The following is a 25,203-nucleotide window of genomic DNA, read 5'->3' on the forward strand; positions in this document are numbered from 1 at the left end:
TCCCGTTACCCCTCGACGACCTGTCCCTTGCTGAGGATAGTCAGTCCTGAGTCCGTGACGGTGAACCCACGGCTGATATCCAGCTCGCGGTCCACGCCGATCTTCGCCCCGGCGGGAATGCGGACGTTCTTGTCGATGATCGCCTTCCGGACGACCGCCCCTGAACCGATCGTGACGTGATCGAGCAGGACAGAGCCCGTCACGTCGGCGCCTTCGTCGACGAAAACATCCGTTGCCAGCACCGATCCCTGAACCGCGCCGCCGGAAATGACGACGCCGTTGGACACGATGGAGTCGTGGGCAACCCCCGAAACGCCGGTGGCACTGCGCACGAACTTGGCGGGCGGGGAGATGCTCTGCCGGGTGTAGATCGGCCACTCAAGGTTGTACAGGTTGAACAGCGGCAGCGGGGTAATGAGATCCATGTTCGCGTCGTAGTAGGAATCGAGGGTTCCTACGTCGCGCCAGTACTGGTTGTCCCGATCAGTGGAGCCGGGGATCTCGTTGGTGGTGAAGTCATACACCGCCGCGTCTCCGCGCTCCACGAAGTGCGGAATGATATCCCCGCCCATGTCATGTTTCGTGTTCAGGCGAGCGGCGTCGATTTCGAGCGCTTCGATCAGCGCATCCGTGTTGAAAACGTAATTGCCCATGGAGGCCAGGAAGCTGTCGGGGTCATCGGGAAGCCCCGGCGTGGTTGCGGGTTTCTCGACGAAGGCCGAAATTCGCCCAGGGTCGCTGGAATCGACCTCGATGACGCCGAACTGGTCGGCGAGGTGCAGCGGCTGCCGCACCGCCGCTACGCTGACTGACGCCCCGCTCTGCTGATGTGCGTGAACCATCTGCTCGAAGTCCATGCGATACACGTGGTCCGCCCCGATGACGACGACGATGTCCGGCCGCGCATCATGGATCAGGTTGAGGGACTGGTAGATGGCGTTGGCGCTGCCCAAGAACCAGCTCTTACCGCGCCGCTGCTGCGCGGGCACTGAGGCGATGTACTGCTGCAGTTGGGTGGACATGCGCCAGGTCTCGGAGATGTGCCGGTCGAGACTGTGCGACTTGTACTGAGTGAGCACCACGATCTGGAGGTAGCCGGAGTTGACCACATTCGATAGGGCGAAATCGATGAGCCGGTAACTGCCCGCGAACGGGACCGCAGGTTTGGCCCGGTCCGCCGTAAGCGGCATAAGCCGCTTACCCTCCCCGCCCGCCAGAACCACCGCGAGCACTTTTTTGACTGCCACGGGTAAACCCCTTCCGCTCGTCCTTGAGTATGACCTCGTTCGACTCACACTAGAGGACTCGCCCGGCCTGCACTACGTTGGAATTGTGCGAATAGACATTGTGACAAAAGAGTTTCCGCCCGAGATCTACGGCGGCGCAGGTGTGCACGTTGCCGAACTGGCCCGTGTGCTCGCCGGGCGCGTCGATTTGGCCGTGCACTGCTTCGGCTCAGAGCCCCCCGCTGACTATCACGGCGCCCGGGTGAGCACCTACGGCGTCCCTGACGGGCTGACCGAAGCGAACGCGGCGGTTCAGACACTGGGCACGGATCTGTCCATCCTGCAGGGCATCAGCGGCTCGGACCTCGTACACTCGCACACCTGGTACGCCAATATGGCCGGCCATCTCGCCTCGCTCCTGCACGGCATTCCGCACGTGCTCAGTGCACACAGCCTGGAGCCGCTGCGTCCGTGGAAGGCCGAGCAGCTCGGCGGCGGCTATGCGCTTTCGTCCTGGGTGGAGAAGACCGCTTATGAGGCTGCTGCGGCGGTCATTGCGGTTTCCGACGGCATGCGCCGGGACATCCTCCGCTGTTATCCGGAGGTTGATCCGGCCCGCGTGCAGGTTGTTCATAACGGTATTGACACTGAGGCGTGGACCGCAGATTCCAATGACGACGCCGTCCGTGCGTTGGGAATCGACCCCGACCGTCCCAGCGTGGTCTTCGTGGGCAGGAACACACGCCAAAAGGGTGTCCCCTACCTGCTGCGCGCCGCTGCGAAGCTGGCCGCCGACGTCCAAGTGGTTCTGTGCCTCGGAGCAGCGGATACGCCTGAGCTCGCAGCCGAGACCGCCCGCCTGATCGACGACCTGCGCGCGCAGCGTGGTTCGGTGATCCTGATCGAGCGGATGCTTCCGCGCCACGAGCTGGTACAGGTACTCAGCCACGCAACGGTCTTCGCCTGCCCCTCAATCTACGAGCCGCTCGGCATTGTGAACCTTGAGGCAATGGCGTGCGGCGCTGCGGTCGTAGCGAGTGCAACCGGCGGCATCCCCGAAGTGGTGGACGACGGCGTGACCGGGGTGCTCGTGCCCCTCGAGCAGGTTCAGGACGGAACGGGAACCCCGCTTGATCCCGAAGGGTTCGTGGATGACTTCGCCCAGGCACTCAACGCACTGGTTGCCGATCCGGAACGCGCCCGCGCCATGGGAGCGCGCGGACGCATCCGGGCAGAGGAGCACTTCTCCTGGGACTCCATTGCAGAGTCCACGCTGAGCGTTTACCGATCAGTTCTTTAGCTGGATCGATTTTTGCGCGCGATCAGGATCTTCTCATCCAAGGGCGCATCATCGCTGGCTCGCTGAAGACGCGCGTAGTCGCGGGATTCTTCCTGCCGCTCCCGCTCGGCTCCCGTCGCGATGGCCGCCCGCACATGCTCAGGGCCGTAACCGAAGGCGTCGACCAGATCGACAGCGTGCGGTCGCAGCTTCAGAAGCAGCCGGTTGATGTACGGACCAAGGGTTCGGGCGCGCTGCGCTGACAGCCGGCCGTTCATCAGGTACCAGCCGAGGTTTTCCTCGATGAGGCACAACCCGAACAGGTCGCGGAGCCAGGTGAGCACCTGTCGCGTCCCGGCATCCTCGGTCCGGGCGAGCGCCGCCGTGAACGCTTCCCATTGCAGAAGTTCGGCATGGGCGCGGGCCGCCTGAATCAGTTCCTGCTGATGCTGGTTGAAAATCTCGGCGGCCTTCGCCTGCGGAAGTTTGCGCGCACCACGGAGGGCTCCGGCGAGCTCGCCGACCATGGTGTCCACACGGCCGCACAGCAGTTCGTGCTGCGTTCCCTCGTCCCTCAGCGCGATAGCGGATTTCCGCTCCGACCCGGTGTCGACGACCGTCTGCAGCACTCGCCGCAGGCCCGTCCGGTGAAGGGTCCGGTCTGCCGCCTGGGTTGCGACGAAACGGGCGAGGACCCCGAAATCGACTCCCTGGAACTCTTTGGCGTAATCCGCGAGGAGCCGCTTGGCCACGAGTTGAAGCAGCACATTGTTGTCACCCTCGAAAGTGGTGTACACATCGAGGTCTGCGCGCAGGGAGGTGTACCGGTTCTCGGTAAGGAACCCTGCCCCTCCGCTCGCTTCCCGGCACTCCTGCAGCGTGTCGAGTGCGTGCCAGGTGGATAACGGCTTCAACGCTGCCGCGAGGGTCTCCAGGTCCTGGCGGTCCTCGTCGGTGTCATGTTCGCCGGAGAACACGCCGTCGAACTTCGCCAGCAGTTCCTCATGTGCGAACGATGCTGCGTAGGTGGTTGCCAGGCGTGGGAAGAGCCGGCGCTGGTGAAGCTGGTAGTCGAGCAGTACTTCCTCGGACAGCTCGGAGGAAGTACTGAACTGGCGGCGCTCAACCGAATACTGAATCGCGGTTTTCATGGCCAGCTTGCAGGCTGCGACGGCGGCGCCGTCGAGGGAGACGCGACCCTGCACGAGCGTTCCAAGCATCGTGAAAAAGCGCCGGCCGGGGGATTCGATGGATGAGGTGTAGGTTCCGTCGGCTGCGACATTCCCATAGCGGTTGAGGAGGTTCGCGCGCGGAACCCGTACCTGCGTGAAGTGCAGGCGGCCGTTGTCGATACCGTTCAGGCCGCCCTTCAGTCCGTCGTCCTCGCCGCCGATCCCCTCCAGGAAGTTGCCCTCCTCATCCCGCAGCGGCACGTACAGGGCGTGAACGCCGTGGTTCACTCCGCGGGTGATCAGTTGGGCGAACACAACCGCCGCTTTCCCGTCGCTTGCCGCGTTGCCGATGTAGTCCTTCCATGCGGCGCGGAACGGCGTATGGAGGATGAACTCATTGCTCTCCGGGTTGAAGGTAGCTGTGGTGGCGATGCTGGAGACATCTGATCCGTGCCCGGTTTCCGTCATCGCGAAGCACCCGGGAATATCCATGTTCATGATGCCGGGAAGCAACTCATGGTGGTGCTCCTCGGTTCCGAGGTGCAGCACCGCGGCCCCGAACAGTCCCCATTGGACACCCGCCTTGATTTGGAGGGAGGGGTCGGCAACCACCAGTTCCTCGAACCCGGCCACGTTCCCGCCGTGGTCATCGGAACCGCCCAACGCTGTGGGGAACGCCCGGTGTACCGCTTTATTCTGAACCAGAAGATGAAGCTGGTCCAGGCAGCGTGCGCGGTGCTCCGCAGAGGACGCGCCCTCCGCCTTGTGGAGGGCCGGGTCGGCCGCCAGTGCCCGCGCAGCGCGGCGGGAGTCGGCCCAACGGCCGAGCAGTTGCTCGCCGAGGGATGCGACGTTGACGACGGCGGCGTCGTCGTCGTGGATTGGAAGGGTAGCGGGGACCGATAACTCGGGACGCGTTGCGGTCTGGGTCATGATTCGTCCTTCGAACGTGGATTGCGGCGGGAGGTATGGGCAAGGGAAGCGTTCGGCACCGCTGCTGCGATGCCTTCAAAGAGCCAGGTAGTGATGGAGTCCGCAAGATCGGATTCAGACGGTCGCGCGGTGCCGGGCGGCATGGACAGCCATTGTTCGCCGGCAGCACGGACCATGCCGATGGCGGCGCGTGGCCACAGTGCCAGAGGCTGCGCAACCGCTGCCGCTCTCGGTTCTTCGGCGAGATAGTCCTCCATGGGACTGGCAAGCATTGCGGAGATTGCGTCGAAGAAGGAGCTGAGCGTGGGTGACGCGTCCAGCGTGGACCCTGAATCCGGTGCCGGCTGGGTCACGAAAACATAGACACTGGGCGAGGATTCCGCCATCTGGAGATATGCCGAAACCATGGCCCGCAGACCGTCCCTCGGCGTGCTGGCCTTCCGTGCGGCCTCGATGAGTTGCTCCTGCATCCGGCCCACGACTACCTCGCCCATCGCGCGCTGTAGACCAGCCTTGTCTCCGAAGTACCGGTAGAAGACAGACTTCGAGGTATCTGCGGCGGAAGCGATGTCCTCCATTGAAGCGCCGGGACCGATCCGGTGAACGGCCTTGCGGGCAGTCCTGATCAGTTCAGCACGGCGGGCTTCGCGATGCTTTGACCATCTGCTGGATCGCCCGTCCGCCGTGGGGCGTCCTACCGGAGCCATGACCTGATTCACGATACCCAGCGTATCAGGTACGCTGAGTATCGATAACTGAGGCGTGGTCCGCCGGAGATCAGACGTGAAATTCCTCCAGGCGCTTCCATGCATCCGAGCCCAAGGAGCAGCATTGAGTACTCTTCCCAGCCAGCAGAACACCACCTCCCACAGCAGCCCCGGCACGGGGAGTCCGCGCACCGCCGTCGTCATCGGTGGGAACCGGATCCCGTTCGCCCGCTCGGGGGCACAGTACGCCCACGCGTCGAATCAGGAGATGCTGACGGCCGCTCTGGACGGCCTGGTGGCACGGTTCGGGTTACAGGGCGAGCGGATCGGTGAGGTCGCGGCCGGTGCCGTCCTCAAGCACTCCCGGGACTTCAACCTGACCCGCGAGGCGGTGCTCGGATCCGCGTTGGCCGCAGACACGCCCGCTTACGATGTGCAACAGGCGTGTGCTACCGGCCTTGAAACGGTGATCGGGCTGTCCAACAAGATCAAGCTCGGACAGATCGAATCGGGGATCGCCGGCGGTGTCGATTCCGCTTCGGACGCGCCCGTGGCCGTGAGCGAGGGCCTGCGGCGGGTGTTGCTGGAACTCGCGAGGGCACGGACTACCCCGCAGAAGATTGCCGCGCTGACCAAACTTCGCCCCGCCGATCTCAAGCCGAATGCCCCGACAACGGCGGAGCCCCGCACAGGGCTGTCCATGGGAGAGCACCAGGCAATCACCACGTCGCGCTGGAGCATCAGCAGGCAGGCGCAGGACGAGTTGGCGCTGGCAAGCCACGCGAACATGGCTGCCGCCTATGACCGCGGGTTCTTCGATGACCTCGTCACGCCCTTCCGCGGAGTCTCGAGGGACGGAAATCTGCGCGCCGACACCTCCCTCGAGAAGCTGGGAGCGCTCAAGCCGGTATTCGGCCGAAACCTGACGGGGGAGGCCACGATGACCGCCGGTAATTCCACGCCGCTGACAGACGGTGCGGCAGCGGTGCTTCTGGGCTCCGAGGATTATGCGCGCGAGCACAATCTGCCCATGCTGGCGAACGTTGTGGACGCTGAAGCGGCCGCCGTCGACTTTGTGCACGGCAAGGAGGGGCTCCTGATGGCGCCGGTCTACGCGATGCCGCGCCTGCTGCAACGCAACAACATGACCTTCGATGACTTCGACTTCTTCGAGATTCACGAAGCCTTCGCAAGCACCGTGCTGAGCAGCCTCGCAGCCTGGGAGGACGAGGATTTCTGCCGCACCCAGCTCGGTCTGCCCGGTGCGCTCGGAACGGTGGACCGCACCAAACTCAACGTCAACGGCTCTTCGCTGGCCGCGGGCCATCCGTTCGCAGCGACCGGTGCACGGATAGTCGCTTCACTGGCGAAGTCCCTCGCCGAGAAGGGCTCGGGGCGCGGTCTCATCTCCGTCTGTGCCGCCGGAGGCCAGGGCGTCGTGGCTATCCTGGAGGCGCGCTGAACATGACGGACACCTATCTCAAGCTTGTCAATGCCCAGCCCTTCAGCAGGGTTGCGAAGGCGGCCGGGCTCCCGCGGCCAGTGCCGCTCCGCCGCTACGTTCCGGGTGCTCCGCTTGTACCCGGGCCGGTCCTGGTGCTTGGCCGATCCCGCAGCACGCAGGCCGCGGCTGAGACCCTCCTCGAATGGAACCTCGACGTTCGTCGGCACCTGCGGCCAAAGGAGAAGTTCGGCGCGGCCGTCGTCGTACTTGATGATCTGGCGCACCCCGGCGAGCTGTCGGATGTCCTCCTCGAACTTGGCAACGGACTGCGGAACCTGCTTCCAGGCGGACGGATCGTCACCATCTCGCGGTCGGTAGCCTCCGGGCTGCCGCCCCAGGTTGCCGCCGCGCGGCAGGCCGTCGACGGGATGCTCCGGAGCCTGGCGAAGGAACTGCGCGGCGGAGCGACTGCAAACGGGATCCTGCTGGGCGAAGGTGTGGATGTAGGCGCACCCAGTGTCAGAGATGCGCTTGAATTCCTGCTGTCCGGCAAGAGCGCCTATGTGGATGGACAGTTCATCACAGTCGGGTCGGATTCCGGCAAGAGGCAGAAGCCTGCAGTGTTGCCGCTCGCCGGCCGCACGGCTGTAGTCACCGGGGCCGCTCGCGGAATCGGTGCGGAGATTGTCAACGTGCTCCGGCGCGACGGCGCGCAGATCATCGCTGTGGACGTACCGGCGGCGGGGGAGCAGCTGGCGCAGGTCGCGAACGGTGCCGGCGGCACTGCCTTACAGGTGGATATCACCGCCCCCGATGCCTGCGAGCGAATCCTGCAGCACGCTGCCAGCCGGTACGGCGGGCTCGACATCATGGTCCACAACGCCGGCATCACGAGGGACCGGTTGCTCGCCAACATGGACGAGGCACGGTGGAACTCCGTACTCGCTGTCAATGTGGAGGCGCAGCTGCGCATCAATGAGCAGTTGTTGGATTCAGATATCTTCGACGCCGACGGCAGCATTGTGTGCCTCGCGTCGACCAGCGGGATCGCGGGCAATCGGGGCCAGACAAACTATGCCGCGTCCAAGGCAGGTGTGATCGGCATGGTTCGCGCCACTGCCGATGCCCTGGCGGGCTCCGGACGCACGATCAACGCCGTTGCGCCCGGGTTCATCGAGACGGACATGACGGCGAAGATTCCTTTCGCCACCCGCGAGGTGGCACGGCGCCTCAGCAGTCTGCAGCAGGGCGGACTTCCGCTCGATGTTGCTGAAGCGGTCTCCTTTCTCGCCTCATCCGGCGCCGCCGGAATCAACGGTCAGGTGCTGCGTGTCTGCGGACAGAACCTGGTGGGTGCCTGATGGATCGCCGGTTGGACGCCCCGCCAAAGCTGCCGGCGCTCTACGCTGCGGCGCTGGCCCGCTCAGCGGGGAGTGCCTTGCGCAGGGGTGCGCGTGCGGACCGTTTACCGACAGAGCGGCACAGGCTTGACAACCTCACCGCCAATCAGGAGAAGCTTGACGCCTTCCAGCGGCTGATGGGCCGGCCGCGGGCAGAGTTTCTGCCTTCGGGGTACCTCCACACCCTCGCGTTTCCGGTCGCAGTCAGTGTTCTCGCCAGGCCTGACTTTCCGCTTCCACTGCTCGGTATGATCCACCTCCGCAACGAGATTCACCACCTGCGTCCGATCGCGCTCAACGAGTGTCTGAGTGTCACTGCCTGGGTCGAGAATCTGTTGCAGCACCGCAGTGGTATGCAGGTGGACGTAATGGTTGACATCAGGAGTAGCTCCGAGCCCGTATGGAAGGGCAGGTCCACCTACCTGGCGAAGGGCGTCAAAGCCAACGGTCCAAAGGGAACCGCGGCGCCGTCCGGGGGCGATCGGTCAACGGAACAGCTACCGGGATTCCCCACCCGGGAGTGGGTGCTGGCGAGGAACATCGGGCGCCGCTACGCGGCAGTCTCGGGAGACTACAATCCCATTCACCTCAGCGGCCCGTTGGCACGGGTAGCAGGCATGAAGCAGCCGATTGCCCACGGCATGTACCTGGCCTCGCGCATGGCTGCAGAAATGGGACCGGGAGACGCAACGCCCTTCCGCTGGTCGGTTGAGTTCAGGGCGCCGGTCTCTCTACCTTCGGCGGTCTTCCTTTCGGCAGGCATAAACAGTTCCGTTGCCGCCCAGTGGCGCGGGGCCGAGGTGGTCGCCTGGGATCCGCGTCGTCGTCGTACGCATTTTTCCGGGAGCCTGGAAAGGCTGGGAAGTAGCGCAGGCGCGGAATAGTTGCACGACCGTCCTTCAAAGTCCAGAGCAAGAGCCTGATTCACCACCAGTTTCAACCCAGATGGTCTTTTGGTCTGTGATCGGCGTTCCGAACAGGGCAGACTCCAGAAGTCAGCTACCGCTGACGGTTCACCACTGATCGAAACGAGGAATTTCGTGAATTCACGAGGTTTGAAGGCAGCCGTTCTCGCAGCATCGACGCTGATGGCTACGGCACTGATGACCGGCGGGGCGGCCCACGCCGCTCCACAGGCGCCGCTGAAGGCGCCGGCGGCTACTATCTCCCACGCACAGGTTGAGTCGCAGGAGGCGCTCGAGGCGTACTGGACGCCGGAACGGATGAAGAACGCGAAGCCCGGCAACACCATCAACTCGCAGGGCTGGGCGGAGCAAGGGCGCTCCGTCATGCCGAAGGCAGGCTCGGAAACCCTGGCTGCACCACAACCGAAGGCAGCACCGGTCAAGCGCGCCGGAAGCCCTGCTCCGGTATCGCACATCGGGAAGGTCTTCTTCACGCTCGGCGGCCAGAACTACGTCTGCTCGGCCAACTCTGTCCAGAGCGCCAACCAGAGCACCGTTGCCACAGCCGGGCACTGCACCTATGACATCAACGCAGGGTGGGCCACCAAGTTCGTGTTCGTTCCCGCCTACAACAACGGCTCGGCTCCGTTTGGCATGTGGTCGGCAACGTCGCTGCACTCCACCAGCGAATGGATCTCCCGTAACGACATCAGCTACGACGGCGCCTTCGCCGTTGTGGCGCCGCTGAACGGGCGCACCCTTGCCGGCACGGTAGGAGCGTCGAAGATCGGCTTCAACCTCGCCCGCGGCCTCACCTACACCGCCTACGGCTATCCGGCAGCTGCTCCATTCAACGGGGAAACGCTGAAGAACTGCTACGGCACCGCCTCACGGGACCGCATCGGCGGCACGCAGTCCCAGGGAATCCCGTGTGACATGACCGGCGGCTCGTCCGGCGGCCCCTGGTTCATCGGATCCGGCTCAGGCGGCACCCAGAACTCGGTGAACAGCTTCGGATACAACACCCAGAAGAACGTCATGTACGGCCCGTATTTCGGAGGCTCTATCCAGAGCGCGTACTCCAACGCGTCCAACCGCTAGCGCACAACGCTCACCGGACCGGAGGGCCGGCTCCACCGCATCGGGTGGGGCCGGCCTTCGCGTCGCCGGGGCGCCGGCGCGGGCGCACCTACACTGATTTCATGACAAACGACTCCCGGCTTGCCCAAGCCCGCAATCTCGATGCGGAGGACCCCCTGGCCTCCTGCCGCCCGCTCTTTGAAGGGCACGACGACGACGCGATCGTTGCCTACCTCGACGGCAATTCACTCGGGCGTCCGCTGAAAGCAACCACGGAGCGCCTTCCTGCGTTCGTTCGGAAACAGTGGGGAGGCAGGCTCATCCGCGGCTGGGACGAGGAGTGGCTGCAGCTTCCCCAGAGCCTGGGGGACCGCATCGGACGCGTGCTGCTCGGTGCGGAGAGCGGTCAATGTGTCGTCGCCGATTCCACCAGCGTCCTGCTGTACAAGGTCATACGTGCAGCACTCGCCGCGCGCCCGGGCCGCACGGAGATAGTGATCGAACGCGACAACTTTCCCACTGACCGGTTCATCGTCGAAGGAATCGCCGCCGACCGCGGGCTGACGGTCCGTTGGGTGGAGTCAGCGTCCGACGCAGGTCCCACACCCGAGGGGGTGGCGAGCGTGCTCGGCCCGGACACCGCCGTCGTCGTCCTCAGCCATGTTGCCTACCGCTCCGCCCACATCGCCGACATGGAAGCTATCACCGGGCTTGCCCACGACGCCGGAGCGCTGATCGTGTGGGACCTCAGCCATTCCATAGGGTCGGTGCCTGTGCGATTGGATGCCTGCGGCGCAGACTTCGCGGTGGGCTGCAGCTACAAATACCTCAACGGCGGGCCGGGTGCGCCCGCCTGGGCTTACGTGGCGCGTCGGCATCTCGCTGATCTCGTCCAGCCCATTCAGGGCTGGCTTGGCAGTGCTGATCCGTTCGGAATGGGTTCGAGCTACCAGCCCGCGGATGGAATCCGACGCATGATCTCCGGGACGCCACCGATCCTCGGAATGCTTGCGCTGCAGGACATGCTGGACCTGATTGAGGGCGTGGGTATTGACGCCATTCGAGCGAAGTCCGTGAAGCTGACGTCCTTCGCGATCGAAGCAGTCGACGAACTGATGGGCCCAGCCGGGGTAAAAGTCGCATCGCCGCGGGATGCTTCGCAGCGCGGCAGCCACCTAACCGTTGACCATGAGTCTTTCCGAACGGTGCTGCCAGGGCTGTGGCAGGACGGCGTGATTCCCGATTACCGCAACCCCGACGGACTCCGCCTGGGGTTGTCACCGCTGTCCACCTCATTCGAGGAGACGTTGGCAGGTATCCGCGCCATAGCGGAAAGGCTCCCGTCGACGGCGCTCGATTAAACTCTTGGGCCATGATCGTGTTAGAGTTTTTCTCGCTGCTTTCGGGGGTTTTGAGCCCCGAAATCACCACCTGCGCGGGTGGCGGAATGGCAGACGCGCTAGCTTGAGGTGCTAGTCCTCTTATTGAGGGTGGGGGTTCAAGTCCCCCTCCGCGCACAAGAAAAACCCCGGTTTTCCGGGGTTTTTTTGTGCCCGCGACCACGCGGAGTGCGTTCTCGACCACCCGAACCCGGAAATGCGACATCTGCGGGTCGGAAGCTCGCATAGTCACTTTTATGGCGAGGGTAGAAAAGAGACATCGCAAAACGGTAGAACTGCGTTCATCCGGTGGACGGACAAGCAGACCAGGGAGCGGAGATCGCACAGGTTCGACAACGAGCACGATGCGCGACGTATGTTTCTGGTACTCGAGGCCCATGCGCACGACACACGGAACGAGCATTGGAGAACGTGCTTAAGCACTACCAGGCCGTGTACACAGTGTCCGATATGCTCAAGGACCATATCGGGTTGCTGACCAACGCAAACGGCTACACCGTTCACAAGTACGGCGCTATGCGGGGTAACCACATTGACGCAACTCTTGGTCGCGCTAACGCCGAGGAAGCAAGCCTCGCCGTTCACTCTTGCGAAAGGAGCAGCCGCCTGTACGAGGGCGAGAGCTCCTGAGCTCAAATCAGAATGGCGGTTGATGGACCTCTAATTGACCGTCTCTAAGACATATTCTGTTGGCCTCGGACCGGTTGCGTAATTCAGGTCGATATCGACCGACTGCAGCTTGCTTAGGCCTCGGGAACATCCAATGCCGGTGCCAAAGAAGCACGCCCGACCTCAACACATAACGGTTCGCTTACGTGACCATTCTGTGCTGTTGACAAGGCAAATTAGCCGGTAGCGTCCGCAGTGGGGGATGCAGCAGTGCAAGGTTTGCCAGGCGAGTCTCCGCCACCATTTATCCACTCTTCACGAAAGTACGCCTTTGTCCAAGCTGCCATCCATCATCACTCTCGCCGTTGCCGCCGCTCTTCTTGCTGGCTGCTCCACGACCGCAGAGGAGCCCGACGCCCGTCCTGCCGCAACATCCGAATCGGCTTCGCCTTCGACCTCTCCCACCGAAGAGGAAACTGAGACGCCGCCGGCTGAGGAGACCGCATCCGAGGAGCCCGTCGAGCCGAGCCCAGAACCGACTCCTGAGCCCTCGCCGGAAGAACCACCCGCAGAGCCGGTCGTGGAGGTTCCCGAGGAAACGGCACCGAACCTTGAGCCACTGCCGACCGGGCCGAACGACCCGTTCGTCCCACCGCCGCACGGTGAGCCGAATCCGATGACGCCACCGATTGTCATCGCCGACGGGACCACACCGCACGTCGACCCTGCCTACTTCGACTGGGTGAAGGTCACTCCGGTCCCGGGCGGCGCGGCGACGGCCCCGACGGCGACGATCCAGCAGGGCCAGACGCTGGCCGTCATCGGGGACGGGTATGCCCCGGGCCAACGCATCTATGTCGGGCTCGGCTGGCCCAACACCGACTCCAACTACATCGTGGAGCCGGCCACTGCGGTCGCCGACCAGAACGGGTACTTCATCTACCCTGTCCTCATCGGCACCAATGTGCCACCGCGCGACTATGTCGTCATGACTGTTCCACTGGACGTCGGCTTCGAGGCGAGGGAAGCCGGCAAGCGCTACCACAACCTCATCATCACCGCCGCACAGTAGTAAAACCACTAGTCACACGCACTTTCGAAGCCCGGCCGCACACAAAGCAGTAAGAGCGGCCGGGCTGTCGGCTGCCATGAGAGGGACGGCCGCCATGCAGAATGAATATGAGAGCCGAGTCGACGGTCAAGTCTTTTTGTCCGGACCATGCCATCGCGAAGATGGTCGAGCGGAACATCTCACCGCGTGACCTCGCGGACGCATTGGCTCAGCCGGATCAGACCTATCTGCAGGGTGCCCGGTGCGTGTACCAGTACCTGGATTTCTCGGTCATCGTCGAGACCAACACGAACGACGTCTTGACCGCCCTGTTCCGTGGATGTCGCTCTCCATTTCCAACTCATGGCGGAAGCACATTGAGTCTGCTGGAAGACGACAGATCTTCGCGGGGTCCATCTCTACCCTGATCGGAGTTGGCCTGCTCATCGCAGGTGTGAGCCAGTATGTTGAGGTGGTTCATCGGGACGGAAGCGGCGGTCTCGCGATGGCGCTCTTCCTCCTGATCACAGCTCTCGTCCTGCTGATGGGAGGAATCGTGCTGTCCTGCGTGGGCTACTTCAACAGGCGGAAAACCGAACGACGAACCAGGACCTACGAGGATCTCTCGCCCGATCGATAGCGACTGCGGTAGCCATCCGGGTTCGGTGCGCTTCTGCCGATTCCGGTCCATCAAATGACAGCACCCGCTCCTGCCGAATACAGGGAGCGGGTGCTTGGTACCGTCTGGACGGTCCTACTCGGCGGCAGGAAGCTCCGCGTCCGGTGTTTCCTCAAGGTAGGTGGCCTTCCAGGCACCCTCGGAGTACACCACGGTGGCCGAGTAGATTGAACCGGCCGAATCGAAGGGACGCGTCTCCTCCACGTCGCCGGCCTCATTGAACTCGGTGTAGGCATCCGGATTGACCGGGATCATCGCGTCAACCTCCACGCCCTCCGCGACCTCGTCCGCAGCGGTCGTGATGAGGATCTGCTTCACCTTGGGCTGCCCGCCCAGGATCCAGCCGCCGTCGTCGTAGATGCCCTTGATTGTTTCTGCATCGGTAACGGCTGCCTCAGCACCGTCGAGCGAGGCAAGCAGTGCCTCCACGTCGCCAGTCTGCTGAGCATAGGACTTGAGCTGGAACACATGGTGCAGGAAGGCCTTGGCGCCGTCGGCGGTGGGCTCACCCATGAGGTCATTGACAGCAGGCTCGGCGATATTCTCTGCCGGTGCAGTGGAGCTTGCCGGAGTGGGCGCCGCGTTGGACGGCGTGGCGGCGGAGTCGGTGGACTCCCCGCAGCCGGTGAGCATAGCAAGGGCGACGGCGGCGGTGGCCGCAATCTTGATGGTCTTCATGATCTCCCCAGTAAAGGTAAGTGGTGCGCCTGAAATGGCGTCGACGCCCATCAGAATAGCCGTAGCCTGAGGCAACCGAAGCCGAAGCCGGGTTGAACGTGCTGGAAATCACAGCGTGTGGCCGGATCCTAAACGCGGCATCGGTAGGCTGGTCCCAACACCCACTACCCGATGGAGGTCTGCAATGGGCATCGCCCCCGAAGAAGAAGTCGTCCGGATCTGCCGGGAACTCATCCAGATCGACACCTCGAACTTCGGAGATAACCAGGGACCAGGGGAGCGCAAGGCCGCCGAGTACACGGCGGGACTCATCGAAGAAGTCGGACTGGAGGCTCAACTGTTCGAGTCAGCCCCGGGACGGGCTTCTGTTCTGACCCGGATGTCCGGAACAGACTCCAGCCTTCCTGCGCTTGTGGTTCATGGCCACCTCGATGTCGTACCTGCCCAGAAAGAGGACTGGAGTGTCGATCCGTTCAGTGCGGAGGAGCGCGACGGATTGATCTGGGGCAGGGGCGCAGTGGACATGAAAGATATGGACGCCATGATTCTCTCGGTCCTGCGCTCCATGCAACGCGACGGCATGCGGCCGAAACGCGACCTCATTTTTGCGTTTTTCGCAGACGAGGAAGCAGGTGGAAACTACGGCGCCTCATGGCTGGTGGACAACAAACCTGAACTGTTCGACGGCGCAACCGAGGCCATCTCGGAGGTCGGCGGCTTCTCGGCAACAATCGGCGGCCAACGCACGTATCTTTTGCAGACGGCGGAGAAGGGCATCTCTTGGCTTCGGTTGGTGGCGCACGGCCGTGCCGGTCACGGTTCACAGATCAACACCGATAACGCGGTTACTCAGCTCGCCCGGGCGGTGGCGCGCATCGGTGAACATCCGTGGCCGATAGAACTCACGCCAACGACGCGACAATTCCTTGACGGCGTTACGGAACTGACGGGGGTCGAGTTCGACGCAGACAATCCGGACATCCTTCTGAAGGAGCTGGGCACTGTCGCCCGCTTTGTCGGCGCGACGCTGCAGAACACGTCCAATCCCACCGTGCTGAAGGGCGGCTACAAGCACAACGTGATTCCCGGCAGCGCCGAAGCCCTCATTGATGTCCGCACTCTTCCAGGACAGGAAGAGGAGGTCTTCGCGACGATCAGGTCCCTCGCCGGAGATTCCGTGGACGTCAGCTACGCCCATAAGGATGTCTCACTCGAGGTGCCGTTCGCGGGCAATCTGGTGGACCGCATGGTGGATTCACTACTCGCTGAAGATCCGGGAGCAAAGGTGCTGCCTTATACGCTTTCCGGTGGCACTGACAACAAGTCGCTGAGCCGGCTCGGCATCACCGGCTATGGCTTTGCTCCTTTGCGCTTGCCGGACGACCTGGATTTCACCGGCATGTTCCACGGCGTGGACGAGCGGGTGCCCACCGATTCCCTTCGATTCGGTGCGCGTGTGCTCAATCGGCTGCTTACGGGTAGCTGATGGGTTCCGTCCCCGAGGACATCCTTCCCGCGGACCTCCTGGAGCGGTTCCGGGGGCGGGCTGCGGACTACGACGCCCGGAATGTTTTCTGCCGGGAAGATTTCGATGAACTCGCCTCACGCGGCTATCTGCGCCTGCTCTGCCTGGAGCACGACGGCGGGGCAGCCGTGGGTATGGCCCAGGCAGTTGCCTGCCAGCGCAGGCTTGCAGCGGCCGCCCCTGCGACCGCCCTCGCTGTGAACATGCACCTGGTCTGGACAGCTGTGGCCAGGCTGCTCGCACAGACAGGGGACAATTCGCTTGGCTTCATTCTCAGCGAGGCATCCGCGGGGGAAGTGTTCGCCTTCGGACTGTCTGAGCCGGGCAACGATTCGGTGCTATTCGACTCGAAAACTGTCGCCGAGCGTCAACCGGATGACGGCTACGTGTTCACGGGCACCAAGATCTTCACCAGCCTCTCGCCCGTATGGACTCGCCTTGGCGTGTTCGGGAAGAGCACGGGTGGAGACGATGAGCGGCTCGTCCATGGATTCGTCACCCGCGGCTCGGCGGGCACGGAAATCATTGAGGACTGGAACACGGTGGGCATGCGGGCAACGCAATCCCACACAACCCGGCTGAACGGCGTCGTGATTCCAGCGGAAAGAATCTTTCGGAAGCTACCGGTCGGGCCGAACCGGGACCCGCTTGTCTTTGCGATTTTTGCGGCATTTGAGACACTGATCAGCGCCGTCTATGCGGGCATCGCCGACCGCGCCCTCGAGATTGCTGCACAGGCGGCGCTCCAGCGGGCTCCGGGAATGGACGGGATTCCTGTTGCATCCCGTCCCGCGGTCCGTTCCGCGGTGGCTGATGCCGCCATGAGCTGGGACAACCTTGATGCCCACGTTCGGCTGCTCGCCGCTGACCTTGATTCCGGAATCGACCATGGGGACCGTTGGTTCGCCAAACTGGTGGCGCTGAAGGTCCATGCCACGAGTGCCGCCCGCGAGCTGGTTGATGCCGCAGTATCTCTGTCCGGCGGAAAGGGTTACTCCAATGACAGCGAGATCAGTCGCCTCTCACGGGATGTAGCAGCAGGTTCCTTCCATCCATCGAACCTGGAGTCGGCACGGCGCACCGTTGCATCCGCATTGCTTGGGCCGGAGCAGCAGGGATAAGAACCGCTGATCAGGCCGTGCGCTCTACCCGGAGCACTTTGCGCCTCAACCAGTAGCGTCGGTGCCCACCCAGGTAGATGCAGCTCCGCTCCAGTTCCCACTTGCCGTACTCCGCGTGCTCGGTCAGCAGCTGGCGGGCCCTGGAGAGTGGTTCGCCGGCGTTCACAGTGAGGACGAGGTACTCGTACTGGCGGCCGTAATCCCGTTTTCGAATGGCGGTTGAGTTCAGAAATTGTTCGCGCATTTCCCTCCAATTTGCTTCACTTTACCGATAACGTCTAGACCATGAGCATCGATCCGCGTGTCGCATTGCAATCGCTGGTTTCCGCACTCGAAGAACACCTGGCCGCTGCGGCATCACGCAGGGGAGAGGATGATCCCGCGGTCGAGGCCGCCTATCTTTCGATAGCTGATTCTTTCGAAGCGTACGAGGAATCCCTGTATGACGCCCACGGCGAAGTTACGCCTCTCGTCATCTATGAAGATGACGAAGAGGAAGATGACGAAGAGAACAGCAGCAAAGGCGAAGTGCGGGAATCGGCCACCGGCTCCTGACGTGGCCTCCGGTTTCTGTCGACCCGCCGGATCGCGACCGGGCCCGCATGGGAACGGTCAGCGTGGCGCGGAAACTTCGTCCAGCACTTCGGAGATCTGTGCGGGAAGCGGAGCCAGGGGACACGCCAACAGTTCCTTCAGCTGTACACCTGTGCGTGCTCCCAGCACGGCCGAGGCCACGGTGGGTCGCTGGACAAGCCAGCGAAGCGCTACTTCGGCGGGTGAAAGTTCCAAACCCCTCGCCGCGGTGGCGACCGCTTCGGTGATGCGTGCTGCACGCCCGGACAAGTACGGTTCTAGGTACTCAGCCCACTCATCGGATGCCGCTCGTGAGTCCGACGGTATTTGCGATCGATATTTGCCTGTCAGGGCACCCCGTCCAAGTGGCGCCCAAGCGAAGGTTCCCACGCCGAGAGCGCCCGAGGCCGGCAGTACCTCATCCTCGGGCCGCCGACTGAGCAGCGAGTACTCCGTCTCGTGGACGGAGAGGGGGAAACCAGCTGTCGAACACAACCGGGTCAGTTCCCAGCCTGTGTAGTTGGTCACACCTACATAGCGGGCACGGCCGGACCGGTAGGCGTACTCCAGCGCTGCCAGTGTCTCATCGACGGGTACGTTTGCCTCCGTCGAAGGCGCCATCCAGAAATCAATGCTGTCGGTACCCAGGCGCGACAGCGAAGCATCTAGGGAGTCGAGCAACCCTTTCCGCGATGCGTCAAGGCGGCCCCCGGACCAGTGCCGCGGAGTACCGCCGGACACGGCAAGCACCACCTCGGAACGCGCGACAAGATCACCCAACAGCGAACCAAGCACGGCCTCTGCCTGCCCGTCAGAGAAACGTGCGGCCGTGCTGACCAGCGTTCCGCCGGCCTCGACGAACAGGCGCAACTGCTCCCGCGCCGCTTCTTCATCAACGTCGCTGCCCCAGGTCATTGTCCCGAGGCCAAGCACAGATACCAGTTGTCCGCTACTGCCCGCGTTTCGCCACTGCATACGCCCAAGCCTACTGGCCGAGGGTCCAGCGCCGAGCGTCATCGAGGAGGTAGGAGGCCGGAAGTCGTTGAAGGCCACGCCGGGCATGGTGACGTAGGGTCTTATCTGTGAATTGGATCGAAGCGGCCGTCCTGGGCCTCGTTCAGGGCCTTACCGAATTCCTGCCAATCTCATCCAGTGCACACCTGCGGATCGTCGGAGAGCTTCTGCCCAGGGCACAGGATCCGGGGGCAGCTTTCACGGCGATTACCCAGCTCGGTACGGAAACCGCGGTGATCGTGTACTTCTGGAGGGACATCGTCAGAATCATCAGGGCATGGTTCGGCTCTCTTACCGGCAAGACTGCGCGGGACGATCCGGACGCCCGGATGGGGTGGCTGGTCATACTCGGCAGCCTGCCCATCGTCATCCTCGGGCTGCTTTTTCAGGAGCAGATCGAAAGCACGTTCCGCAGCATGTGGCTGGTGGCCACCATGCTCGTCGTTTTCGGGGTGATCCTCGCCATCGCGGACGCCGTTGGTCGCCAACGTCTGACTCTCGACAGGCTCACCTACAAGCACGGAATCCTGTACGGTCTGGCACAGGCGCTCGCCCTTATCCCCGGGGTCTCCCGCTCGGGCGGAACCATCACTGCCGGCCTGCTGATGGGCTACACACGCGAGGCGGCCGCCCGATACTCCTTTCTGCTCGCGATACCCGCAGTCTTTGGCAGCGGTCTCTACCAGCTCTATAAGAGCGCTGGAACGCCCGGCCCCTACGGCGGCCTGGAGACCCTGCTCGCAACCGTAATCGCCTTCGCGGTGGGCTACGTCATCATCGGGTGGTTCCTGAAGTTCGTTTCGACCCGCAGCTATGGCGTCTTCGTCTGGTACCGGATCGCTCTCGGACTGGTAATTTTCCTGCTCCTCGGCTTTGGCGTCATCACCGCCTGACGAGTCCGTCGCGCCGTTCGCCACCATCCAACCACGTAAGGTGGAACAGTGATTTCCTGGAATTCCCGGACCGTTACGGGCCTGCCCGGCAGCCCTCCGCCTATTCGCCTGTGGGACAGCGCTCTGGAGCGCATCGTAGAACTTCCCGCTGGGCAGCGACAGGGATTGTATGTCTGCGGGATCACCCCCTACGACGCCACGCATATGGGCCACGCGGCCACCTACGTGGCATTCGACCTGTTGAACCGGCTCTGGCGGGATGCGGGGTCTGAGGTGGACTACGTCCAGAACGTGACAGACGTGGACGATCCGCTGCTTGAGCGCGCCAGCGCCACCAACGTCGACTGGATGGATCTTGCCGGATCGCAAACGGACCTTTTCCGGACGGACATGGAGGCGCTCAACGTCCTCGCCCCCGCGCACTATGTGGGAGCGGTCGAATCCGTCGCTGCCATCGTCCCGGTCATCGAGGATCTGTTGGCGCGCAACCTTGCCTACCGGGTCCCCGGCTCCGAAACCGACCCGGACGGCGACGTGTACTTCTCGGTCGAGCGGGCAACAGAGTTGTCGGATGCCTCGCAAGAAACGCAGTGGAAGCTTGGTTTCATTTCACATCTGGGCGAGGAGGAGATGATTCCCACTTTCGCTGAGCGCGGCGGCGATCCTGCCCGCCCCGGAAAACGCCATGCACTCGACCCTCTCCTCTGGCGGGCCGCCAGGCCGTCGGAACCGGCGTGGGACGGTGCGTCCCTCGGTGCCGGACGGCCTGGCTGGCACATCGAGTGCTCGGTGATTGCGCTCCAGCACCTCCCGGCACCCTTCGCGGTGCAGGGCGGGGGAGCGGACCTGATGTTCCCGCACCATGAGATGAGTTCTGGTCACGCGCAAGCCATTTCCGGGCTTCCACTGGCCCGCCATTACGCACATGCGGGCATGGTCGGACTCGACGGCGAGAAAATGAGCAAGTCCAAAGGGAATCTGGTGCTGGTATCAGCGTTGCGCGAAGCCGGCACCGATCCGGCGGCCATTCGCCTCGCCATCCTCGCGAACCACTACCGTTCCGACTGGTCATGGACGTCGAATGGTCTCGACACCGCGCGCTACAGGCTGGACACGTGGCGTGCTGCGCTCGCTGCTGCGACGGTGGAATCGGTCGTGGATCTTATCGAAGGGATGCGGAAGGCGTTGGCCAACGACCTCGATGCTCCGGCGGCTATGGCCGCCGTGGACCGGTGGTGTGTTGAGACTGCGCACCTCACTGGAACAGACTCTGGAGCGCGCCTGGCTGCTGACGCGTTCGACGCCCTACTGGGAATCCGATTGAAGGATTAGTCCTTGCGGCGCTTCTTGAGGTAACGCTCAAACTCACGGGCAATGGATTCGCCGCTTGCCTCCGGAAGATCCGCGGTGTCCTTCGCCTCCTCGAGCTGGCGGACATATGCCGCAACCTCCGGGTCTTCGGTGGACAGCTCATCCACGCCCCGCTCCCATGCCTCGGCTTCCTCTGCGAGCGCATGCGTGTCGAGGCCGACGCGGAGAAGTTCTTCGAGCCGGTTCAACAGGGCGAGCTGCGCTTTGGGGGACGGAGCCTGTCCGACGTAGTGGGGGACGGCCGCCCACATGGACAATGTGGGTATGTCAGCGAGCTGGCCTACCTCCGCGAGTACCCCGACAATCCCGATTGGCCCCTCGTAGGTGGAGGCCTCGACGTTGAGGGATTCGCGAATCAGGTCGTCATCGGAGGAGACCGTGATCGGGATCGGACGGGTGTGCGGTACATCAGCCAGCAGCGCACCGACCAGGACAAGGCAGTCCACGTCGAGTTCCTTTGCCATACCCACCAGCTCGGCTGTGTATCCGCGCCACTTGTAGGACGGTTCGACACCATGAACCAGGATGACGTCGAGATTGCTCTCAGTCACTGAGGCCTTACTGATGCGGGTCGTGGGCCATTTGATGCGCCGCAGTCCGGAACTGTTGCGCTTGATGACGGGCCGGGTGAACTGGAAGTCGTAGAACTCATCAGCATCGATAGTCGAAATTTTCTCCCCGCCCCACTGTTTGCCGAGAAACTTAAGGGCATCGCTGGCGGCTTCGCCGGCGTCGTTCCATCCCTCGAACGCAGCGAGCATGACCGTGACTCTTCCTCCGGTCTCCGTTGCCGGGAACAGGCTGGGAATGCCGTCAGGAACACCCTGAGTCTGGTTGTCTTCGAACGTACTCACCGTTTCACCCTAAACCTCCACCGCTGTCGTGTCAGTCGTGCCAACGCCGCTTCGCGCAGAGCGGACCCGCCGGCCGGCCCTGTGTGGCCACGTAGACTAGGGGCATGGTCACCCCTTTCAGCAATACGGCTGTGCCCTCAGAGGTCGGACAGCCTGCCGGGTACCATGCCCCTTCAGAACACGGTCTCCAGGCTGTGCTGTGGGACATGGATGGCACGATCGTGGATACGGAGCCGTACTGGATCGAGGCTGAGCGTGCGCTGGTCGCGGCGCATGGCGGATCGTGGTCCGATGAGCAGGCAAAGGGTCTCGTGGGCCAGGCCCTCACCTTTTCAGCCGGCGTGTTGCAGGCCGCCGGGGTCCAGCTGAGCGTGCGCGAGATCATCGACACACTCACGCATCAGGTGACTGCAAGGGTAAGCGAGGCAGTTCCTTGGCGACCTGGTGCGCGGGAACTCCTGAGCGCGCTGCACGAAGGCGGAGTTCCCTGTGCACTGGTCACGATGTCGGAGCAGCAGCTGGCGCTCGAAGTATCACGCCATCTGCCGGACGGCACGTTCGAATTGCTCGTAACGGGTGATCAGGTAGCCAGGGGAAAGCCGGATCCTGAGGCGTACCAGACGGCCTTTGACTCACTCGCCAAAGCCCGCGTGCTGCACAAGGAGCACGTTGTAGCTATCGAGGATTCCCTACCCGGGGTCACATCAGCCCGGGCCGCCGGCGTAGTCACCCTCGGAGTGCCGCATTTCGTTGCCTTGCCTGAAGATGCCGCTGATTACCAGTGGACCACCCTCGCCGGGCGCACTGTGGAAGATCTGCAGAACCTGGTCCGCTCCCACGTGGGACGCGCCACCGGCGGAAGGGCAACTGCGTGAACAGGCCGCGCCGCCCTGAGCCGGTCCGGCAGGAAGGCATTCCGCTGGGACGGATCTTCGGCATCCCGGTGGTGCTGGCCTGGTCATGGTTCATCATTACGGCCTTCGTTGTGATCGTCTTCGGCCCGCAGGTGGCAGACCTGTACCCTGCCATCGGCTTGGGCGCGTATGGTGTTGCGCTCACTTATGCCGTCCTGCTCGCAGTTTCTGTTCTTATTCATGAACTTGCCCATGCGCTTTCAGCACGGAGGTTCGGGTGGCCGACTACACGGATCGTCCTGAACCTCTGGGGCGGACACACACAGTTCGAAAACTTCGCCGCCAGCCCCGGCCGGTCTCTGATCGTTGCCATGGCGGGTCCTGCGGCCAATCTGGTCCTTGCCCTTGCCGGCTGGGGAGCACTGGTCCTCATCGAGCCATCCGGGGTGGCCAACCTCCTGGCGAACATCCTGATCTGGGCCAACTTCCTCGTCGCGGCCTTCAACGTACTGCCCGGCCTGCCCCTCGACGGCGGGCGGATCGTCGAATCCGCTGTCTGGCGTGCAACCGGCAGCCAGGAAAAAGGAACGGTGGCCGCCGGCTGGACGGGAAGGGCGATCGCCGTCCTCCTCGTCGCTGCCGTCGTGCTGGTGCCGCTTCTCATCGGATCCCAACCCAGCACTGTCACGGTGATTGTCGCCGTCGTCATGGGTGGTTTCCTCTGGCTTGGGGCCAGCTCAGCAATAGCCAATGCGCAGATGAGGCTGAGGCTACCCGAGGTCAGCGCAGGGAGACTGAAGCGTCCCGCGCTGGGCGTGCCGGCCGGGACCTCCGTGCAGCAGGTCAAGCGATTGCTCGCCGACCGGCCGGGATACGACGTCGTCCTGACCAGTCCGGACGGGCTGCCGGAAGCGGTGGTGGATCAGGTCGCATTGACAGCCGTTCCGGCTGCACAGGCCGAGCGGACGCCCGCCAACGCTGTTGCCCGGGCGCTTGCGCCCGGCGCCCATGTGCCTGAATTCGCCGAAGGGCAGGAACTTGTGCAGTACCTGGCGCGACTCGCTGGAAGTGAGTATGCCGTGACGGACAGGCAAGGCTCGGTCACCGGCCTACTCCATCAGTCCGTGGTCATCGCGGCAATCACTGGTCGTCCCCAGCCAGGCAGTAACTGAGACTTACGCACGCAGGCGCCTACAGGTTGCCTCAGCAGAACCACCGGAGGACTTCATGAACACCAGCCAGCATGAGACGGATACTCAATCTCCGTCCAACCAGCGCACGGCACCGCAACCCCACGGAGCGGCAGCTCGCCGCGGACCGCTGCGTCCCGGTGAGCGTGTGCAGTTGACCGACGAAAAGGGGCGCATGAACACCGTGACCCTGACTCCCGGCGGCGCCTTCCACACCCACAAGGGGTTCCTCAGCCATGATCAGCTGATCGGGATCCCGGAGGGAACGATCGTCACCAACACGACCGGCGGGCAGTATCAGGCGCTCCGCCCGCTGCTGTCTGATTTTGTCTTGTCGATGCCTCGCGGGGCGGCGGTCGTATACCCGAAGGATGCCGGCCAGATCATCACGATGGCGGACATCTTCCCGGGAGCCCGGGTAGTGGAAGCCGGCGTGGGCTCGGGCGCACTGTCCATCTCGCTGCTCCGCGCAGTCGGTGACAACGGATACCTGCATTCATTCGAGCGCCGTGAGGAGTTTGCGGACATTGCGAAGGGCAATGTCGAGACGATCTTCGGCGGCGAGCATCCCGCCTGGCAGATCACCCTGGGTGATTTCCAGGAGCAGGTTCTGGAAGCAGAGGAACCCGAAAGTATTGATCGTGTTGTTCTGGACATGCTGGCGCCATGGGAATGCCTCGACGCCGTCGCCACCGTACTGGCTCCGGGCGGAGTATGGATCAGCTACGTGGCAACTGTCACACAGCTCTCCCGGACAGCCGAGGCGATCCGCGCGGATGGCCGGTTCACTGAGCCGGACGCCTGGGAATCGATGGTACGCGGGTGGCACCTCGAAGGGCTGGCCGTGCGCCCAGATCACCGGATGGTGGCGCACACCGGATTCCTTCTCATCACCCGGCGTCTGGCCCACGGCGTGACCGGGATCAGCACGAAGCGCAGACCATCGAAGACCGGTTTCAGCGAAGAAGACCTCAATGCCTGGACACCGCAGGCGGTGGGCGAGCGCGCAGTCTCGGACAAGCGGCTGCGGCGCGTGGCGCGTGACGCAAGTTCGACCATCCAGAGCGGCGCACTGTCTCCTGAGGAAGCGCAGGCACGGCGCGAATCCCAGGTGTCCGGGCAGGCCGACTGACCCGCCCCCTACGGAAGGTGACGAAGTTGTCACGTTAGGCATAATCCGATGTGCACTGCGCTATGGTCAAAAGAGAACGCAACAGACAACGGTGAAGGTGGCGATCGCGTTGG

The 25,203-nt window shown here is 63.5% G+C and carries 24 protein-coding genes and 1 tRNA gene; 18 read left to right on the top strand and 7 right to left on the bottom strand.

Annotation, left to right across the window (positions count from 1 at the left end; genetic code table 11):
- Positions 1 to 5 precede the first annotated feature (5 nt).
- A complete protein-coding gene (glgC, locus tag JOD47_RS16295; protein ID WP_204535910.1) occupies positions 6 to 1,247 on the bottom strand; it encodes a glucose-1-phosphate adenylyltransferase in 1,242 nt (413 codons plus the stop codon).
- An 85-nt stretch (positions 1,248 to 1,332) separates the two neighbouring features.
- On the opposite strand from glgC, the gene glgA reads away from it, so the two are divergent.
- Positions 1,333 to 2,526, top strand: a complete 1,194-nt coding sequence (gene glgA, locus JOD47_RS16300) for a glycogen synthase (protein WP_204535912.1) — start codon at positions 1,333 to 1,335, stop codon at positions 2,524 to 2,526.
- Here the strand turns inward: glgA and JOD47_RS16305 are convergent.
- Positions 2,523 to 4,610, bottom strand: a complete 2,088-nt coding sequence (locus JOD47_RS16305; RefSeq protein ID WP_204535914.1) for an acyl-CoA dehydrogenase family protein — start codon at positions 4,608 to 4,610, stop codon at positions 2,523 to 2,525. The two genes, glgA and JOD47_RS16305, sit on opposite strands and share 4 nt — an antisense overlap.
- On the bottom strand, positions 4,607 to 5,317 hold the full coding sequence (locus JOD47_RS16310) for a TetR/AcrR family transcriptional regulator (protein ID WP_204536829.1): 711 nt from the start codon (positions 5,315 to 5,317) through the stop codon (positions 4,607 to 4,609). Before JOD47_RS16310 ends, JOD47_RS16305 begins: the two co-directional genes overlap by 4 nt.
- Before the next feature lie 202 nt (positions 5,318 to 5,519).
- On the opposite strand from JOD47_RS16310, the gene JOD47_RS16315 reads away from it, so the two are divergent.
- From JOD47_RS16315 to JOD47_RS16355, 9 genes are all read left to right on the top strand, one after another.
- A complete protein-coding gene (locus JOD47_RS16315) occupies positions 5,520 to 6,779 on the top strand; it encodes an acetyl-CoA C-acetyltransferase (RefSeq protein ID WP_372432851.1) in 1,260 nt (419 codons plus the stop codon).
- 2 nt (positions 6,780 to 6,781) lie between these two features.
- Complete coding sequence (locus JOD47_RS16320) at positions 6,782 to 8,122, top strand: 3-oxoacyl-ACP reductase (protein ID WP_204535918.1); 1,341 nt, start codon at positions 6,782 to 6,784, stop codon at positions 8,120 to 8,122.
- A gap of 11 nt (positions 8,123 to 8,133) precedes the next feature.
- Positions 8,134 to 9,045, top strand: a complete 912-nt coding sequence (locus JOD47_RS16325) for a MaoC family dehydratase (RefSeq protein WP_204535920.1) — start codon at positions 8,134 to 8,136, stop codon at positions 9,043 to 9,045.
- Between the two features lie 156 nt (positions 9,046 to 9,201).
- Entirely contained in the window at positions 9,202 to 10,167 is a 966-nt protein-coding gene (locus JOD47_RS16330; RefSeq protein ID WP_307836354.1) for a trypsin-like serine peptidase, read from the top strand.
- A gap of 101 nt (positions 10,168 to 10,268) precedes the next feature.
- Positions 10,269 to 11,507, top strand: a complete 1,239-nt coding sequence (locus tag JOD47_RS16335; protein ID WP_204535922.1) for a kynureninase — start codon at positions 10,269 to 10,271, stop codon at positions 11,505 to 11,507.
- A gap of 72 nt (positions 11,508 to 11,579) precedes the next feature.
- Positions 11,580 to 11,663, top strand: a tRNA-Leu gene (locus tag JOD47_RS16340).
- A gap of 285 nt (positions 11,664 to 11,948) precedes the next feature.
- Positions 11,949 to 12,176: a hypothetical protein gene (locus JOD47_RS16345; RefSeq protein WP_204535924.1), complete on the top strand. Its 228-nt coding sequence runs from the start codon at positions 11,949 to 11,951 to the stop codon at positions 12,174 to 12,176.
- A gap of 310 nt (positions 12,177 to 12,486) precedes the next feature.
- Positions 12,487 to 13,227, top strand: coding sequence for a hypothetical protein (locus JOD47_RS16350; RefSeq protein WP_204535926.1), 741 nt, complete (start codon positions 12,487 to 12,489; stop codon positions 13,225 to 13,227).
- Between the two features lie 319 nt (positions 13,228 to 13,546).
- On the top strand, positions 13,547 to 13,846 hold the full coding sequence (locus JOD47_RS16355) for a hypothetical protein (RefSeq protein ID WP_204535928.1): 300 nt from the start codon (positions 13,547 to 13,549) through the stop codon (positions 13,844 to 13,846).
- A 114-nt stretch (positions 13,847 to 13,960) separates the two neighbouring features.
- Here the strand turns inward: JOD47_RS16355 and JOD47_RS16360 are convergent, their stop codons facing one another.
- A complete protein-coding gene (locus JOD47_RS16360) occupies positions 13,961 to 14,563 on the bottom strand; it encodes a DUF6318 family protein (RefSeq protein WP_204535930.1) in 603 nt (200 codons plus the stop codon).
- Positions 14,564 to 14,747: 184 nt separating this feature from the next.
- Here JOD47_RS16360 and JOD47_RS16365 point away from each other — a divergent pair, with 184 nt between their 5' ends.
- Positions 14,748 to 16,049, top strand: a complete 1,302-nt coding sequence (locus JOD47_RS16365) for a M20/M25/M40 family metallo-hydrolase (protein ID WP_204535932.1) — start codon at positions 14,748 to 14,750, stop codon at positions 16,047 to 16,049.
- A complete protein-coding gene (locus JOD47_RS16370) occupies positions 16,049 to 17,209 on the top strand; it encodes an acyl-CoA dehydrogenase family protein (protein WP_204535934.1) in 1,161 nt (386 codons plus the stop codon). Before JOD47_RS16365 ends, JOD47_RS16370 begins: the two co-directional genes overlap by 1 nt.
- 10 nt (positions 17,210 to 17,219) lie before the next feature.
- On the opposite strand, the gene JOD47_RS16375 is transcribed toward JOD47_RS16370, so the two are convergent.
- On the bottom strand, positions 17,220 to 17,453 hold the full coding sequence (locus JOD47_RS16375; RefSeq protein ID WP_204535936.1) for a DUF5703 family protein: 234 nt from the start codon (positions 17,451 to 17,453) through the stop codon (positions 17,220 to 17,222).
- Between the two features lie 41 nt (positions 17,454 to 17,494).
- Here JOD47_RS16375 and JOD47_RS16380 point away from each other — a divergent pair, with 41 nt between their 5' ends.
- Entirely contained in the window at positions 17,495 to 17,764 is a 270-nt protein-coding gene (locus tag JOD47_RS16380; protein ID WP_204535938.1) for a hypothetical protein, read from the top strand.
- 57 nt (positions 17,765 to 17,821) lie between these two features.
- Here the strand turns inward: JOD47_RS16380 and JOD47_RS16385 are convergent, their stop codons facing one another.
- Positions 17,822 to 18,757 (bottom strand): aldo/keto reductase, encoded by a 936-nt coding sequence (locus JOD47_RS16385; RefSeq protein ID WP_204535940.1) that lies wholly within the window; start codon positions 18,755 to 18,757, stop codon positions 17,822 to 17,824.
- Positions 18,758 to 18,864: 107 nt separating this feature from the next.
- On the opposite strand from JOD47_RS16385, the gene JOD47_RS16390 reads away from it, so the two are divergent.
- Together JOD47_RS16390 and mshC are read left to right on the top strand one after the other, a co-directional pair.
- Complete coding sequence (locus JOD47_RS16390) at positions 18,865 to 19,689, top strand: undecaprenyl-diphosphate phosphatase (protein ID WP_204535942.1); 825 nt, start codon at positions 18,865 to 18,867, stop codon at positions 19,687 to 19,689.
- A gap of 48 nt (positions 19,690 to 19,737) precedes the next feature.
- The gene (mshC, locus tag JOD47_RS16395) at positions 19,738 to 21,021 is read left to right on the top strand and encodes a cysteine--1-D-myo-inosityl 2-amino-2-deoxy-alpha-D-glucopyranoside ligase (RefSeq protein WP_204535944.1); all 1,284 of its coding nucleotides are present in this window, start codon (positions 19,738 to 19,740) and stop codon (positions 21,019 to 21,021) included.
- Here mshC and JOD47_RS16400 read toward each other — a convergent pair.
- Positions 21,018 to 21,914 (bottom strand): proteasome assembly chaperone family protein, encoded by an 897-nt coding sequence (locus JOD47_RS16400; protein ID WP_372432835.1) that lies wholly within the window; start codon positions 21,912 to 21,914, stop codon positions 21,018 to 21,020. The two genes, mshC and JOD47_RS16400, sit on opposite strands and share 4 nt — an antisense overlap.
- 104 nt (positions 21,915 to 22,018) lie before the next feature.
- On the opposite strand from JOD47_RS16400, the gene JOD47_RS16405 reads away from it, so the two are divergent.
- From JOD47_RS16405 to JOD47_RS16415, 3 genes are read left to right on the top strand one after another with little or no spacing between them, the layout of a single operon-like run.
- The gene (locus JOD47_RS16405) at positions 22,019 to 22,789 is read left to right on the top strand and encodes an HAD family hydrolase (protein ID WP_204535946.1); all 771 of its coding nucleotides are present in this window, start codon (positions 22,019 to 22,021) and stop codon (positions 22,787 to 22,789) included.
- Positions 22,786 to 23,940: a site-2 protease family protein gene (locus JOD47_RS16410; RefSeq protein WP_204535948.1), complete on the top strand. Its 1,155-nt coding sequence runs from the start codon at positions 22,786 to 22,788 to the stop codon at positions 23,938 to 23,940. Before JOD47_RS16405 ends, JOD47_RS16410 begins: the two co-directional genes overlap by 4 nt.
- A gap of 55 nt (positions 23,941 to 23,995) precedes the next feature.
- Positions 23,996 to 25,090: a tRNA (adenine-N1)-methyltransferase gene (locus tag JOD47_RS16415; RefSeq protein WP_204535949.1), complete on the top strand. Its 1,095-nt coding sequence runs from the start codon at positions 23,996 to 23,998 to the stop codon at positions 25,088 to 25,090.
- The last annotated feature ends 113 nt before the right edge of the window (positions 25,091 to 25,203 follow it).

The sequence above is a fragment of the Arthrobacter tumbae genome (assembly GCF_016907495.1).
GTDB classification, from domain to species: Bacteria; Actinomycetota; Actinomycetes; order Actinomycetales; family Micrococcaceae; genus Arthrobacter_D; species Arthrobacter_D tumbae.

Coding starts and splice junctions, on each gene's coding strand:
- JOD47_RS16415 (WP_204535949.1), top strand. CDS start 23,996: ATGAACACCAGCCAGCATGAGACGGATACTCAATCTCCGTCCAACCAG.
- JOD47_RS16370 (WP_204535934.1), top strand. CDS start 16,049: ATGGGTTCCGTCCCCGAGGACATCCTTCCCGCGGACCTCCTGGAGCGG.
- JOD47_RS16375 (WP_204535936.1), bottom strand. CDS start 17,453: ATGCGCGAACAATTTCTGAACTCAACCGCCATTCGAAAACGGGATTAC.
- JOD47_RS16380 (WP_204535938.1), top strand. CDS start 17,495: ATGAGCATCGATCCGCGTGTCGCATTGCAATCGCTGGTTTCCGCACTC.
- JOD47_RS16360 (WP_204535930.1), bottom strand. CDS start 14,563: ATGAAGACCATCAAGATTGCGGCCACCGCCGCCGTCGCCCTTGCTATG.
- JOD47_RS16320 (WP_204535918.1), top strand. CDS start 6,782: ATGACGGACACCTATCTCAAGCTTGTCAATGCCCAGCCCTTCAGCAGG.
- JOD47_RS16405 (WP_204535946.1), top strand. CDS start 22,019: ATGGTCACCCCTTTCAGCAATACGGCTGTGCCCTCAGAGGTCGGACAG.
- JOD47_RS16305 (WP_204535914.1), bottom strand. CDS start 4,610: ATGACCCAGACCGCAACGCGTCCCGAGTTATCGGTCCCCGCTACCCTT.
- JOD47_RS16310 (WP_204536829.1), bottom strand. CDS start 5,317: ATGGCTCCGGTAGGACGCCCCACGGCGGACGGGCGATCCAGCAGATGG.
- JOD47_RS16355 (WP_204535928.1), top strand. CDS start 13,547: ATGTCGCTCTCCATTTCCAACTCATGGCGGAAGCACATTGAGTCTGCT.
- JOD47_RS16385 (WP_204535940.1), bottom strand. CDS start 18,757: ATGCAGTGGCGAAACGCGGGCAGTAGCGGACAACTGGTATCTGTGCTT.
- JOD47_RS16335 (WP_204535922.1), top strand. CDS start 10,269: ATGACAAACGACTCCCGGCTTGCCCAAGCCCGCAATCTCGATGCGGAG.
- JOD47_RS16365 (WP_204535932.1), top strand. CDS start 14,748: ATGGGCATCGCCCCCGAAGAAGAAGTCGTCCGGATCTGCCGGGAACTC.